The 13,553-nt window shown below is 65.4% G+C and carries 13 protein-coding genes and 1 pseudogene; 4 read left to right on the top strand and 10 right to left on the bottom strand.

Annotated elements, in window-relative coordinates; all coding sequences use genetic code 11:
• From VK533_RS05165 to leuC, 3 genes are all read right to left on the bottom strand, one after another.
• A partial coding sequence (locus tag VK533_RS05165; RefSeq protein ID WP_324375645.1) for an MBL fold metallo-hydrolase occupies positions 1-444 on the bottom strand: 444 nt, incomplete at its 3' end.
• 74 nt (positions 445-518) lie between these two features.
• Positions 519-1,172, bottom strand: coding sequence for a PEPxxWA-CTERM sorting domain-containing protein (locus VK533_RS05160; RefSeq protein ID WP_324375643.1), 654 nt, complete (start codon positions 1,170-1,172; stop codon positions 519-521).
• A gap of 91 nt (positions 1,173-1,263) precedes the next feature.
• Positions 1,264-2,712, bottom strand: a complete 1,449-nt coding sequence (gene leuC / locus VK533_RS05155) for a 3-isopropylmalate dehydratase large subunit (protein WP_324375647.1) — start codon at positions 2,710-2,712, stop codon at positions 1,264-1,266.
• A 150-nt stretch (positions 2,713-2,862) separates the two neighbouring features.
• Between leuC and VK533_RS05150 the strand changes: the two genes are divergently transcribed.
• Complete coding sequence (locus VK533_RS05150; RefSeq protein WP_324375641.1) at positions 2,863-4,230, top strand: GGDEF domain-containing protein; 1,368 nt, start codon at positions 2,863-2,865, stop codon at positions 4,228-4,230.
• On the opposite strand, the gene VK533_RS05145 is transcribed toward VK533_RS05150, so the two are convergent.
• The 5 genes from VK533_RS05145 to VK533_RS05125 all read right to left on the bottom strand — a co-directional run bounded on the left by VK533_RS05145 (position 4,203) and on the right by VK533_RS05125 (position 8,969).
• On the bottom strand, positions 4,203-5,174 hold the full coding sequence (locus VK533_RS05145; RefSeq protein WP_324375639.1) for an NAD(P)-dependent oxidoreductase: 972 nt from the start codon (positions 5,172-5,174) through the stop codon (positions 4,203-4,205). The two genes, VK533_RS05150 and VK533_RS05145, sit on opposite strands and share 28 nt — an antisense overlap.
• On the bottom strand, positions 5,171-6,460 hold the full coding sequence (locus VK533_RS05140; protein WP_324375637.1) for a serine hydrolase domain-containing protein: 1,290 nt from the start codon (positions 6,458-6,460) through the stop codon (positions 5,171-5,173). The genes VK533_RS05145 and VK533_RS05140 overlap by 4 nt, the downstream gene beginning before the upstream one ends.
• Before the next feature lie 84 nt (positions 6,461-6,544).
• Positions 6,545-7,180: a 3-oxoacid CoA-transferase subunit B gene (locus tag VK533_RS05135; protein WP_324375635.1), complete on the bottom strand. Its 636-nt coding sequence runs from the start codon at positions 7,178-7,180 to the stop codon at positions 6,545-6,547.
• On the bottom strand, positions 7,180-8,205 hold the full coding sequence (locus tag VK533_RS05130) for an HAD family acid phosphatase (RefSeq protein ID WP_324375633.1): 1,026 nt from the start codon (positions 8,203-8,205) through the stop codon (positions 7,180-7,182). Before VK533_RS05130 ends, VK533_RS05135 begins: the two co-directional genes overlap by 1 nt.
• Before the next feature lie 53 nt (positions 8,206-8,258).
• The gene (locus VK533_RS05125) at positions 8,259-8,969 is read right to left on the bottom strand and encodes a CoA transferase subunit A (RefSeq protein ID WP_324375631.1); all 711 of its coding nucleotides are present in this window, start codon (positions 8,967-8,969) and stop codon (positions 8,259-8,261) included.
• 110 nt (positions 8,970-9,079) lie between these two features.
• Between VK533_RS05125 and VK533_RS05120 the strand changes: the two genes are divergently transcribed.
• The 3 genes from VK533_RS05120 to hemA all read left to right on the top strand — a co-directional run bounded on the left by VK533_RS05120 (position 9,080) and on the right by hemA (position 12,824).
• A complete protein-coding gene (locus VK533_RS05120) occupies positions 9,080-10,735 on the top strand; it encodes a thiamine pyrophosphate-binding protein (protein WP_324375629.1) in 1,656 nt (551 codons plus the stop codon).
• On the top strand, positions 10,732-11,529 hold the full coding sequence (murI, locus tag VK533_RS05115; RefSeq protein WP_324375626.1) for a glutamate racemase: 798 nt from the start codon (positions 10,732-10,734) through the stop codon (positions 11,527-11,529). The genes VK533_RS05120 and murI overlap by 4 nt, the downstream gene beginning before the upstream one ends.
• An 80-nt stretch (positions 11,530-11,609) precedes the next feature.
• Positions 11,610-12,824 carry a 5-aminolevulinate synthase gene (gene hemA, locus VK533_RS05110; RefSeq protein WP_324375624.1) on the top strand — a complete coding sequence of 405 codons (1,215 nt, stop codon included), beginning with the start codon at positions 11,610-11,612 and terminating at the stop codon, positions 12,822-12,824.
• Between the two features lie 108 nt (positions 12,825-12,932).
• Here the strand turns inward: hemA and VK533_RS05105 are convergent, their stop codons facing one another.
• Together VK533_RS05105 and VK533_RS05100 are read right to left on the bottom strand one after the other, a co-directional pair.
• Complete coding sequence (locus tag VK533_RS05105; RefSeq protein WP_324375622.1) at positions 12,933-13,277, bottom strand: hypothetical protein; 345 nt, start codon at positions 13,275-13,277, stop codon at positions 12,933-12,935.
• A pseudogene (locus tag VK533_RS05100) lies at positions 13,274-13,553 on the bottom strand (hypothetical protein); the annotation flags it as partial. The gene VK533_RS05105 and the pseudogene VK533_RS05100, both read right to left, overlap by 4 nt.

Raw genomic sequence — 13,553 nt, 5'->3', positions numbered from 1 at the left:
ACGCATATCGTCGACGTCGCCCTTCCCAATCAGTAATTTCGCGCCCGGGAAATCGGACGCCTGGCCGGTATGGTCGAAATGTTCGTGGCTGATGCCGACGATGCCGATCTGATCGGGCTTCAGGCCGAGCTTCGCGAGCTGATCGACGATCGTGACGGTCAGCACGGCATCCAGGCCCTGCTTCGGATCGGGAACGTGGTTGAGCATCGCCTTCGGAATGCCCGTGTCCCACAGCATGTAGGTGTCGCCGTGGCGGATCAGGTAGCAGCTCGCGGCGAGATCGCGGTGCTGGCCGACATAGGCGCGCGTGTCGGAAAAGAGATCGAGATCGAAGGCGACGATCTTGCCGCAATCGAGGCGGGTGAGGGAAACGGGCGCGGGCGCGGCGGCGTGGGCTGCGCCGGCCATCAGCAAGCCAGCGAAAAAGGCGATCGACATGTTCATTCTGGCATCTCCGGTGCTGCGGCGATGCGGCCTTTGCCACTGCCGCGGCACCGGAGGCAAGCGCGCCTGAACGATCAGGCGGTGAGGAAAATCTTGCGGCGCCGCATCGCCGCGCCGGTGAGACCGAAGCCGGTGAGCATCATCGCCCAGCTCGCAGGCTCGGGCACGCCGGGCTCGGAGCCGCCGACGTCTACGTAGGTCTTGAACTCCATATCCCAGTTGAACGGCGCGTCGCCATAGCCGGGGCCCGGGAAGGCCTTGCCGCCGGCATAGCTGTCATAGCCGGTGCCGAGCACGCCATAGGTGCCGAGGATGCCCGTGCTGGCGGTGAAGTCGAACGTATATTGCTGGCCCGCCGCGAGCGTGATGCCGAGGCCCGACGTGTCGAAGGTGAAGATGCAAAAGCCGTCGCCATTCTCCTGGCAGGTAACGCTCTGGCTGGCGGTGCCGAGCACGGTGCCGGCGAGACCGGACCCCTGCCGGATTTCGAAGGTCACATCCGAGCTGTTCTCCCCGCCGTAATTGGAGACGAGCTGGAAGCCGGCGAAGGTGCCGGACAGGCCGGCGGTGAAGGACTGGCCGACCGGCAGATTGTCGCCGTCGTTAACGAAACCGAACGGAATGGCGATGTTGTAGTCGGTCTGCTGCTGATCGAGCACGAGCTGCGCGCCGGCCGGCGACACGGCAAGCCCCAACGCGGCAACGGCCGCGAATACCGAACGTTTCATGAAACCCCCCAACCAATCGAACGGAACGCACAGCAGCGACTCGTTACTGCCGCGCAATATCCGCGGATGCGGGATCGAGCGGAAGTGTAAATTATGCCGTTTTGGGGTCCGCGATCAGCTCGCGTACGTCGGTCAACCGGCCCGTCACCGCCGCCGCCGCGGCCATGGCCGGCGACACCAGGTGGGTGCGCGCGCCAGGGCCCTGGCGGCCGACGAAATTACGGTTCGAGGTCGACGCGCAGCGTTCGCCCGGCGGGACCTTGTCGGGGTTCATCGCGAGGCACATCGAGCAGCCCGGCTCGCGCCATTCGAAGCCTGCCTCGATAAAGATGCGGTCCAGCCCCTCGGCCTCGGCCTGGCGCTTGACCAGGCCCGAGCCGGGGACAACCAGCGCCTGGCGGATGGTGTCCGCGACATGACGGCCCTTGGCGACCGCGGCGGCGGCGCGCAGATCCTCGATCCGACTGTTGGTGCAGCTGCCGATGAAGATATGCTCGACGCCGACATCCTGCATGCGCGTGCCCGGGGTCAGGCCCATATAATCGAGCGATTTGCGCGCGGCCTCCTGCTTGGAGGGATCGGCGAAGCTCATCGGATCGGGTACGCGGCCGGTGATCGCGACGACATCCTCGGGGCTGGTGCCCCAGGTCAGGCTCGGCGCGATATCGGCGGCGTCGAGCGTGACGACCTTGTCGTAGCGTGCGCCGGCATCGGTCGGGAGCGAGCGCCAATATTCGACGGCGCGTTCCCACGCCTCGCCCTGCGGCGCCATCGGGCGGCCTTTCAGATAGGCATAGGTCTTGTCGTCGGGCGCGATCAGGCCGGAGCGCGCGCCATGCTCGATCGCCATGTTGGAGACGGTCAGCCGCCCTTCGATCGACATGTCGCGGATCACCGAGCCGGTATATTCGACGACATAACCGGTGCCGCCGGCGGCGCCGACCTTGCCGACGATCGCGAGAATCACGTCCTTGGGCGAGACACCGAAGCCGAGCGTGCCGTCGACGCGGATCTCCATCGTCTTGGACGGCGCGAGCAAAAGGGTCTGCGTCGCCAGCACATGCTCAACCTCGCTCGTACCGATGCCGAAGGCGAGCGCGCCCAACGCGCCATGCGCGGCGGTATGGCTGTCGCCGCAGACGAGGGTCGTGCCGGGCAGAGTGAAGCCCTGCTCCGGTCCCACGACATGGACGATGCCCTGTTCGGGCGAGACCTCGTCGAACAATTTTATGCCGAATTCGGGCGCGTTGCGGCTGAGCGCGGCGAGCTGGTTGGCGCTTTCCAGATCCGCGATCGGCAGGCGGTGGCCCAGCGCATCGACGCGCGCCGTGGTCGGCAGGTTATGATCCGGCACCGCGAGCGTGAGATCGGGCCGGCGTACATTGCGTCCCGCCACGCGAAGTCCCTCGAAGGCCTGCGGGCTGGTCACTTCGTGGACGAGGTGGCGATCGATGTAGATCAGGCAGGTTCCGTCGTCGCGGCGTGCCACGACGTGCGCGTCCCAGATCTTTTCGTAGAGGGTGCGGGGTGCGGACATGATGGTGCGCACATAAGAGCGGTTGGCGCGCAAGGCCAGACGAGCCCTGCTTCTGTATGCCCAACTCAAAATATGTTAATCTCTGCGCGTTAAACGCACCGGATTCAAAGAGGATGAGTCGGTTGAACCGGCTGCACCTCGGGGCGGAGCCTGATGAGTGAAGTTGTAGAGTATGATCCCGCCGACCCGGTCTCCTTCAAGAGCCCGGCGAAGCGCGGGTGGCGGGCCGCCGCCGAATTCCAGTTCGAGATCGTGCTTTTCCTGCTGCTGCTGGCGACATTCGCGGCGGTGCGATTCCAGGATAGCATCCTGACCCGGACGATCACGATCATTCCGGGCTCGACGCTCTACACGCCGCGTTATTACGGCGACGCGCCGCATGGCGGAAAATCGACGATCCACGTCAATCCCTATCGCGCGCTGAACTGGCGCTGCCATATCCGTCCCGTCTACGCCTATCCCTATTGCGGCTACGAGTTGCTGCTCGATGCCCGGACGCCCGACCGGGGACTCGACCTCAGCCGGCTGGAATCGCTGACGATCAATCTCGATTACCGGGGCCCAGGCAACACGTTCCGCGTCTATCTCAAGAATTACGACCGGCGCTACAGCACGCCCGGAATTCCCGACACGCTGAAGTTCAACAATGTGGAGGTGACGGCCCAGCAGGGGCGCAACGTCATCGAGCTCCAGACGTCGGACTTCGCGGTCGCCGAATGGTGGCTGACGCAGAACAAGATCACGACGGCCTTGCGGCACGTCCAGCTCGACGACGTGACAGAAATCCAGTTCCAGACCGGTACCAACGCGCCCGCGGGCACCTATCTGTTCAAGGTCGACAGCATCGCGCTGCGCAGCCGCGTGATCGCGCAGGCAACGTGGTACGGCGCGATCCTGGCGGCATGGGTCGTGCTGATCGGCTTCTACCTGCTCTATCGTATCCTCAAGCTGCGCGAGGATCTGGAACAGCGTCGGAAGAGCCAGGCGGCAGCATTGCGCATCGCCCAATATGCCGAGGAATCGGCGCGGCGCGATTATCTCACCAGATTGCTCAACCGCTCGGGCGTGATCGATCTCTATCATCCGATCGCGATGAACCGCCGCGAGGGCACATCTGCCGTGATCCTGCTCGACGTCGATCATTTCAAAGCGGTCAACGACCGCTTCGGGCATAGCGCGGGCGATCAGGTGCTCACCACGATCGCGCAGATCCTGACCGAGAATACGCGGACCGGCGATATCGTCGGACGGTGGGGCGGCGAGGAATTCCTGCTGATCTGCAGCATCTCCGACCTGGATGCGGCGATGAGCATCGCGGGCAAATTGCGCGCCAGCATCGAGGCGCACGATTTCCCGGTGGTCGGCCACGTCACCGCCAGCCTTGGCGTCTATTGCGCGAGCGGGCAGATGGCGGCGCTGGAGCAGCTCGTTTCCTATGCCGACGCGGCGCTCTATGCCGCCAAGGAACAGGGTCGCAACCGGGTGATCCTGTATCAGCCGTTCATGCGGGAAGCCGCCTGAGGCGAAACGTAGCCGGGATCATGCGAGAAGGGCAGCGGATCGTCCCGCCGCAAGACATCAAGCAAGCCTGAGAAATCGGTTCGGCAGCGGAAGCCGAGGACCCGTTCGGCGAGGCCCGCATCGTAGACGCGGTCGATCGACCGAGGCAAAGTCCAGCCACGCCGCGCATAGAGTTCGGGCGCATCGGGGAAATAGCCGGCGATCACGCGCGCGGCATCCTGCTTGAGCGCCGCCGCATCGGCGCGCGCGAACGGCGTCGGCGCGGAAATGACGAACAAGCCGAAACCGATATCTGGCGCGCGCGCCAGTGCGACCCGATGGGCTTCGGCCGCGTCCTGCGCGGTCAGCCGCCGGTGGAGCAGCTCGTTCGCCTTGGTGTTCGGGCCGGACAGGCCGATGACATGCGCCTGATCGTCCTCCTCGGGGAAGAAGCGGCTGGTGCGCAAGATGACGACGGATAGCCCATGTTCGTCGTGGATCAGGCGGCATAGCCGTTCGGCCGCGAGCTTGGTCGCGCCATAGATGTTGCGCGGCGCCAGCGGCGCCAGTGTCTCGTCGATCCACGCGGCCGCTTCGCCCCGCCCTTCGCGGATCGCGGCCGAGATCATGAGCGAGGTGCTCGAGGTGAACACGAACCGGTCGACCTTCGCCGCGACCGCTTCCTCAAGCAGCCCGAGCGTGGCGCTGACATTGACGTCGACGAAACGCTGCTTCGGATAGCGCGCGATATCGGGCTGATGCAGCGCGACGCCGTGGATCACCGCGTCGATCGCATGATCGCGAAACGCGCGGGCGATCAGATCGCGGTCGTCGACCGAGCCGAGCAGCATGGTGTGCGGCCCAGGCGCAACGTCGAGTCCGACGACGCGATGGCCGTCGCTTTCCAGCAAGGGCGCCAGATGCCGGCCGAGCCAGCCGCTCGATCCGGTAAGAAGCACGTTCACGGCTTGCCGACCTGTACCCAATCATGGAACGGCAGGCGGTAATATTGGTCGAAGATTTCGAGCGGCAGGCCGGTCGGCTTCACCGAGGTCGAATTCCACAGCATCGCCACGCCGAACCGCTCGACCGGATCGAAGATGATCTCCGAGCGCGAGCCGCGCACCGCGCCGCGATGCCAGATCAGGTGATGGCCTTCATAATCGGACTCGCGGAAGGCCAGGCCGTAAGCGCTGTTCTTGAGCGCCAGATCGTACGGCGCGAGCCCACGATGCGGCGTGAAGACGCGCGGCACGTGCAGTTCGAACAATATATCCGGCGGCAGCACGCCGGGCGCCCCGCCCATCTGCGCGCGCATCCAGATGCCGAGATCGACGATCGAGCTGTTGACCCCGCCCGCGGCCGGAATGCGGTAATAGGCATCCTGCACCGGGATCGGCCGTCGCGCATTGTGCGGGCGCGCCCAACTGGCCGAACCGACCAGCCCTTCCTTGGTGGTGCTGGCGCTGGTCATGCCGAGCGGGGCGAAAATATAGCGGCGCGCGGCTTCGTCATAGGTCAGGCCGGTCGCCTTCTCGACCGCCTCGTGCGCCACGTCGAACGCGACATTCTGATAGGCCCAGCAGGTGCCGGGCGGGCACATCGGGAAGAGCGGCCCATAGTCGCCGCGGATCAAGGCCGGATCGACATTATCCTCCAGCCGGTCGTCATAGGCATTCTTGACGATGCCGAGACGGTGCGACAGCGCATCCGCCAAGGTGGCGACATTCTGATTGTCATGCGGCAGCTTGAGCGTCGACGACCATTTCGAGATGGGATCGTCGAGGCGGAGCTTGCCCTGGCGCGCGAGCAGGGCCTCGAGCGTCGCCGCCACGCCCTTCGAGACCGAGGCCCAGCGCCATACCGTCTGCGGCGTCGCTTTCTCGCCGGTGGAGGCATCGACCACACCATAGGCCTTGATGAAGGACAATTGCCCGTCCTCGATCACCGCGATGGCGAGGCCCGCCATATCCTTACGATCGACGATGCTGCGCGCGCGTTCGTCGAGCCGGCCATAATCGACACGATAGATGCGCGGATTGAGCGGGCCCGCGCCCAGCGCGCGCTCGGCGTTGGCGGCGGTGCTGATGCCCTGGCGAACCGGCCGCGTCGCCATGAAATGCTTGGCGATCACCAGGATTTCGATGAACAAGGCGATCGCCAGCAGCAGTTGCGCGCTCCGCACGACCAGCGGATCGCGCCAGAGCGGACGGGTCGAACGGGACGATCGGGATCGGCGGGGCGGCTTCACTGCCGACAGTCTTGGGGCGCGCCGCCCAAGCGGTCAACGCGCAGGCTGCTCGGCTCGTCGTGCGACGAACCGTTAGGGCCGAAATCAGCGCGCGTAGGTGGCGCTGGTCTTGGCCTTGACCTCGTCCGCAGTGACGCCGGGTGCGAGCTCGACCAGCTTGAACGGCGAAAGATGATCGGGTCGCTGGAACACGCACAGATCGGTCACGATCATGTCGACCACATTCTTGCCGGTCAGCGGCAAAGTGCAGGCGGGGATGAATTTGGGGCTGCCGTCCTTGGAGGTGTGCTCCATCACGACGATGATCTTCTTGACGCCGGCGACGAGATCCATCGCGCCGCCCATGCCCTTCACCATCTTGCCGGGAATCATCCAGTTGGCGATGTCGCCCTGCTCGCTCACTTCCATCGCGCCGAGCACGGTCAGGTCGATATGCCCTCCGCGGATCATCGCGAAGCTGTCCGACGAGGAGAAATAGGACGAGGACGGCAATTCGCTGATCGTCTGCTTGCCGGCATTGATCAGATCGGGATCGACCTCGTCGTCATAGGGGAACGGCCCGATACCGAGCATGCCGTTTTCCGACTGGAGCGTGACCTCGACACCCGCTGGCACGTGATTGGCCACGAGCGTCGGGATGCCGATGCCCAGATTGACGTAGAAGCCGTCCTTCAGCTCCCTCGCGGCGCGCGCCGCCATCTCGTCACGGGTCCAGGCCATTATTTCGCTTTCTTCGGAGTGGGTTCGGGCACGGCTTCAACGGCAGGCGCGGGCGGCTTGGGCGGACCGGGATCGCGCCATTGCTTGTCCTTGGGGAAGATATCGTCGGGGCCGCCCTGCAGCGCGCTGCCATAAACCGGGTTGGGCATTACGAACCAGCCATTGCCCCACAGATCGGCGATGCCCGAATAAGCGACGGTGGCGCGGCGCGCGGCGACGCCATTGGGCTCGGTCGTGAACAGGTCGGAGAAATCGACGAGTTGATCGCCCGCCATCGCCAGCACGCAATATTTGGCGGCAATGACCTGGCGGCGGCCATCCTTGAACGAGCCATTGGCATCGTCGCCGCTGAGGAACAGGGTTTCGCCATGCTTGGCCGGACCCAGTCCCGCCGCATTGAGCGCGGCTTCGGCACCGGCCGCGTTCACGACGGCGCGGTTGGAGTTGAAAATCACGGTCACGCCATGATCGCGCAGCCGGTCGAGCGCTTCCTTGGCGCCGGGCGTGGGCGCGACAAAAGCCGCGCCACCCTTCTCCCACCGGTCCCAGGCGTCGTCGTCGAACACTTTCCGGTTGGCAACGAGGTCATCATATTCGGCGCCGAGATTGAGGATCGAGGTTTCATCGACGTCGAGCACGATCGCGGGCGGCTTGTCGCCGCAGGGCAGGAAATGCGGATTGGTGAGCGTCGAATCCGGGGTGAGCACGACGCCCTTGTGCGTGCCGCCCGCGACCTGTTCGTCAACGAAATCGGCGAGCATCCGCCACGTCTGGCGGGTGAGCGCGGCGGCCTCGGCCGAGCCGTAGAGATATTGGATGCCGTGCAGCTGGGGCGGGGCCGCCGGCGGTTCGGGCGGGAAATAGGTCTTGGGCGCCGTGGCGGCGGGTTTCGCTTTGGCCGACGGCGCCTTCTTGGTCAGCGCCGTGGCGGGCGCGGCTAGCGCCAGCGCGAGGACCAGCGCCGTTAGCGCGGTTCTCGATCCGGTTGCAGGGGATCGCCGCTCTAAACCATTGCTCTGCCGCATTCTCCGAGTCGTCCGGTGATTCCACCGGACTGGAAAATGCTCTGGCGGACTTTTCATGCCGGCTCCCGCGTGCGCACGGTCCGGAACTCGATCATCTTGTCGTAGGGCGCGCCGGAAATCAGTCGTTTCACATAGATGCCCGGCACATGGATGCAGTCGGGATCGAGGCTGCCGATGGGCACGATTTCCTCGACCTCGGCCACGGTGGCCTTGCTCGCGGTCGCCATCGGCTGGTTGAAGTTGCGTGCGGTCTTGCGGAAAATCAGGTTGCCGGCCTCATCCGCCTTCCAGCCCTTGATGATCGACAGATCGGCGACGATGCCGCGTTCGAGCACATAGGTTTCGCCGTCGAACTCCTTGGTCTCCTTGCCGTCGGCGACGACGGTGCCGACGCCGGTCCTGGTGTAGAAACCGGGAATGCCCGCCCCGCCCGCGCGGCAGCGTTCCGCCAGCGTGCCCTGGGGGCAGAATTCGACCTCAAGCTCGCCGCTGAGATATTGGCGTTCGAATTCCTTATTCTCGCCGACATAGGAGGAGATCATCTTGGCGATCTGGCGGCTGCGCAGAAGCTTGCCCAAGCCCACGCCGTCGATGCCGGCATTGTTGGAAACGACGGTCAGGCCCTTCACGCCCGACGCCTCGATCGCGTCGATCAGCCGTTCGGGGATGCCGCACAGGCCGAACCCGCCTGCGCAGATCGTCATATTGTCCTTGAGCAGGCCAGCCAGAGCGGCGGTCGCGTCGGGATAGATCTTGTTGGCCATGAACCCTCCAGGCGCCTGCCTATGCCGATGTTGCGCCGCCGGATCAAACCTGAATATGGATTCAAGTTCGGTGCGTTTGCGCAGCCTTATCGCCTCGCTATAGCGCCGTCATGACGAAGCTGAGAACCGGTGGCCGCATCCTGGTCGACGCCCTGGTCGCGCAAGGCTGCGACCGTATCTTCACCGTACCGGGCGAGAGCTTTCTGCCCGTGCTCGACGCTTTGGTCGATTCGCCCGAGATCGACGTGGTCGTGACGCGGGCCGAAGGCGGCGCCGCGTTCATGGCCGAGGCCGACGGCAAGATGACGCACCGGCCGGGCGTCTGCTTCGTGACGCGCGGGCCGGGCGCGACCAACGCCTCGATCGGCGTGCATGTCGCGATGCAGGATTCGACGCCGATGATCCTGTTCGTCGGCGACGTCGCTCGCGATGCGCGCGACCGCGAAGGATTCCAGGAAATCGACTTCCCCGCTTTCTTCGCGCCGTTGTGCAAATGGGCGGCGCGGATCGAGGAAGCAGCGCGTATCCCCGAATATATCGCCCGTGCTTATGCGACCGCGATGAACGGCCGGCCGGGTCCGGTCGTGCTGGCGCTGCCCGAGGACATGCTGGAGGACATGGCCGAAGCCGTCGACCGCCCGCGGGTCGAGCGCCCGGTGCAGGGTTGCGATCCGGAGACGATGAATGCGTTGTACGACAAGTTTCGCGGCGCCAGCGCCCCTATAGCAATCGTCGGCGGTGCCGACTGGGACGCGGACACCGCGCGCGACTTCGCCTTGTTCGCGATGCGGACCGGGCTGCCGGTCGCCACTGCGTTCCGGCGCCAGGACGCCATGCCCAACGATTTCCCGCTCTATGCCGGCAATCTCGGCTACGGCCCCAATCCCAAATTGGTGGCGCGGATCAAGCGGGCCGACCTGGTGCTGGTGGTCGGCGCGCGGTTGGGCGAGGCGACCACCGACGGCTATGAATTGATCACGCCCGATCATCCCGGCCAGATCCTGATCCACGTCCATCCCGATCCCGAAGAGCTCGATCGCGTCTATCGCGCCGACCTCGCGGTCTGCGCCGACACGCGCAGCTTCGCCCGGACGATCAGCCAATTGATGGACGAAACCTCGACGGCGGAGGCGGACGGCCCCGCGGCGCATGCCGAGTGGGAGGAATGGAACACGCCTTTCGCCAACGGCATGAAGCTCGATCTCGGCCTGTGCTGGGGCACATTGCGTGAGCAATTGCCGGCCGACAGCATCATCTGCAACGGCGCGGGCAATTTCTCGGCGTGGGCACATCGTTTCTGGCGCTATGCCGCGCAACCGTCGCAGCTCGCCCCGACCGCCGGCGCGATGGGCTATGGCACGCCCGCGGCAATCGCGGCGGCGATCCGTTTCCCCGAACGCCGCGCGGTGGCGGTGGCGGGCGATGGCGACTTCATGATGAACGGGCAGGAGCTCGCTACCGCGGTTCGCCAAAACGCACGCCTGCTGGTGCTGCTGATCGACAATGGCAGCTACGGCACGATCCGGATGCATCAGGAACGGCGCTATCCGGCGCGCGTGTCGGCGACCGACCTCGTCAATCCCGACTTCGCCGCGCTGGCGCGGGCTTATGGCGGATGGGCCGAGACGGTCGAGACGACCGAGCAATTCGCGCCCGCGCTGACCCGCGCGCTCGATCAGCCGGGCGTGGCCCTGCTCCACCTCAAGACCGATATCGAGCGGATCAGCCCGACGCTCACCGTCTCGGGCCTGCGCGCGGCCAAGTGAGCGACGCGCGGCCGATATTGCTGTTCGATTCGGGCGTCGGCGGCCTCTCCGTTCTCGCCGAGGTGCGGCAGGGGCTGCCCAACGCGCCCATCGTCTATGTCGCCGACAATGGGGGCTTTCCCTACGGCACCAAGACCGAGGCAGAGATTTCGGCGCGCGTGCCGGCTTTGCTGGGGCGGCTGGCGGAACGCTATCGCCCGCGCCTGATCATCATCGCCTGCAACACCGCCTCGACGATCGCGCTGGCGGGGGTGCGTGCAGCGCTCGATCTGCCGATCGTCGGTACGGTGCCCGCGATCAAGCCGGCGGCCGAGCAATCCGAAACGCGCGTTATCGGCGTGCTCGGCACCAATGCCACCGTGCGCCAGCCTTATGTCGACGATCTGTCGGCGCAGTTCGCCAGCGACTGCCTCGTCCTGCGCCACGGCTCGGCGGCTCTGGTCGAGCTTGCCGAGGCCAGTTTGCGCGGCGAACCCACGCCGGACAGCGCTTATGCGGACGCGCTGGCAGGGCTGCTCGATCAGACGGGCGGCGACCGGATGGATATCGTCGTGCTCGCCTGCACCCATTTCCCGCTCGTCGCCGATCGCCTTGCGGCGGTCGCGCCACGCCCGCTTACGTTTGTCGACGGCGCCAAGGGGATTGCGCGCCGCACCGCCACCCTCACGCGCGATCAGCAATGGCCGGACACGCCCGCCCCCGGCATCGCCGTCTTCACCGCGACGATCGACCTATCGGAAGGCCTGCGAAACGCGCTGGCTGGCATGGGATTGACGAAAATTGAGCGGCTTTGATCAAAAATGCGCCGGCCGTGCTGGAAACCTCGGCCTTTCGGCGCTAGAGGCGCGCCTTCGACACCCCGGGGACGCTCCTCTTGGACTATAATCGCGTTTTTACCCAAGCCATCGATCGGCTGCACGCCGAAGGACGGTATCGGGTGTTCATCGATATTTTGCGCAACAAGGGCACGTTCCCCAATGCGCGCTGCTTCGCCGGGCATAACGGGCCGAAGCCGATCACGGTGTGGTGCTCCAACGATTATCTGTCGATGGGCCAGCACCCCAAGGTGATCGCGGCGATGGAAGAAGCGCTGCACGATGTCGGCGCGGGATCGGGCGGGACGCGCAATATCGGCGGCAACACGCATTATCATGTCGATCTGGAAGGCGAGCTGGCCGATCTGCACGGCAAGGAGGGCGCGCTCCTCTTCACGTCGGGCTATGTTTCGAATGAGGCGACGCTGTCGACGCTGGCCAAGGTCCTGCCGGGCTGCATCATCTATTCGGACGAATTGAACCACGCGTCGATGATCGCGGGCATCCGCAATTCGGGCTGCGAGAAGCGCGTCTTCCGGCACAACGATCTCGAGCATCTCGAGGAATTGCTCGCCGCCGACGACCCCGAACTGCCCAAGCTGATCGCATTCGAGAGCGTCTATTCGATGGACGGCGATATCTCACCGATCCATGCCATCTGCGACCTCGCCGACAAATATGAAGCGCTGACCTATCTCGACGAGGTCCATGCCGTCGGCATGTACGGCCCGCGCGGCGGCGGCATTTCCGATCGCGAGGATGCGGCGGGCCGGATCACGATCATCGAAGGTACGCTCGGCAAGGCGTTCGGCGTGATGGGCGGCTATATCGCCGCCGACAAGATGGTGATCGACGTCGTCCGCAGCTACGCGCCGGGCTTCATCTTCACCACCAGCCTGTCGCCGGTGCTGGTCGCGGGCGCGCTCGCCAGCGTGCGCCATCTCAAGGCGTCGAGCATCGAGCGCGACGGCCAGCAGGCCGCCGCCGCCAAGCTCAAGTCGATGATGGAGGAAGCCGGCCTGCCGGTGATGGCGACCACCACACACATCGTGCCGCTGATGGTGGGTGACCCGGTCAAAGCCAAGCGCGCGAGTGATATCCTGCTCGCCGAATATGGCGTCTACGTGCAGCCGATCAATTATCCCACCGTGCCGCGCGGCACCGAGCGACTGCGCTTCACCCCCGGCCCCAGCCATGACGAGGCGATGATGCGCGAACTGGTCGGCGCGCTCGTCGAGATCTGGAGCCGGATGGAGATGCGGCTGGCCGCCTGAAGCCTCTAGAGCGCGATCGATCTGATTTGCATCCGATCGATCGCTCCAGATTTTTGATTTGCCACGATTTCCGAGTCACCGGGTGATTCCACCCGGTTAGAAATCGCTCTAGCGCCGCGTCTTGGGCCGGGTCGCGCGCCGCGCCAGGATGTCCGCCAGCATCGCCCGATCGTCCGCCAACGGACCCGCCGACTGACGATCCCAATGGTTCGTCCGTTCCGGGAACGGCGTGACATCCCTGGGCGGGCGCGGGCCGATCAGCTTTTCGCCGTTCAGGATCAGCAGGCCGCCGACCAAGGTCAGCACGAAGCTCGCCAGCACGAGTAGGAACTCCAGCATGGTCGGATCGTGCGGCGGGCCGAGCATCGACCCACGCAACCACAAACAGGCACCCCAGGCCGCGCCGATCGTTGCGACGCCCGCAAGCCGCATCGCCAGATCACGCCGCGTCATTGCGTCCCTCCCAGGCAAATCAGCGCGCCGGCGGTGACGCGCGACAGTTCAGCCCCGACTCTTTCGTGCGCCGCAGCCGGCAGCCGATCGATCGCGCCGTAGTGGCAAAGCACAATGTCGGCGCCATGATCGTCTTCCTGCGCCAACGCCTCCCCGACATCGGCGACCTCGAACGAAATACCGATCCGGGGGTCGGCAATACCGGCCACGATCGATCGTGCGCGGTCAATCAAAGCGGGTGCGACATCGAAACCCCGCGCCTCGATCGCAACGAAG

The sequence above is a fragment of the Sphingomonas sp. genome, assembly GCF_035317925.1.
In the GTDB taxonomy this organism is placed as follows: domain Bacteria; phylum Pseudomonadota; class Alphaproteobacteria; order Sphingomonadales; family Sphingomonadaceae; genus Sphingomonas_I.
Note: the sequence above shows the minus strand (reverse complement) of the source record. Positions and strands in the feature narration are given on the sequence as shown.

Coding starts and splice junctions, on each gene's coding strand:
- VK533_RS05160 (WP_324375643.1), bottom strand. CDS start 1,172: ATGAAACGTTCGGTATTCGCGGCCGTTGCCGCGTTGGGGCTTGCCGTG.
- VK533_RS05150 (WP_324375641.1), top strand. CDS start 2,863: ATGAGTGAAGTTGTAGAGTATGATCCCGCCGACCCGGTCTCCTTCAAG.
- VK533_RS05135 (WP_324375635.1), bottom strand. CDS start 7,180: ATGGCCTGGACCCGTGACGAGATGGCGGCGCGCGCCGCGAGGGAGCTG.
- VK533_RS05130 (WP_324375633.1), bottom strand. CDS start 8,205: ATGCGGCAGAGCAATGGTTTAGAGCGGCGATCCCCTGCAACCGGATCG.
- VK533_RS05125 (WP_324375631.1), bottom strand. CDS start 8,969: ATGGCCAACAAGATCTATCCCGACGCGACCGCCGCTCTGGCTGGCCTG.
- VK533_RS05120 (WP_324375629.1), top strand. CDS start 9,080: ATGACGAAGCTGAGAACCGGTGGCCGCATCCTGGTCGACGCCCTGGTC.
- VK533_RS05105 (WP_324375622.1), bottom strand. CDS start 13,277: ATGACGCGGCGTGATCTGGCGATGCGGCTTGCGGGCGTCGCAACGATC.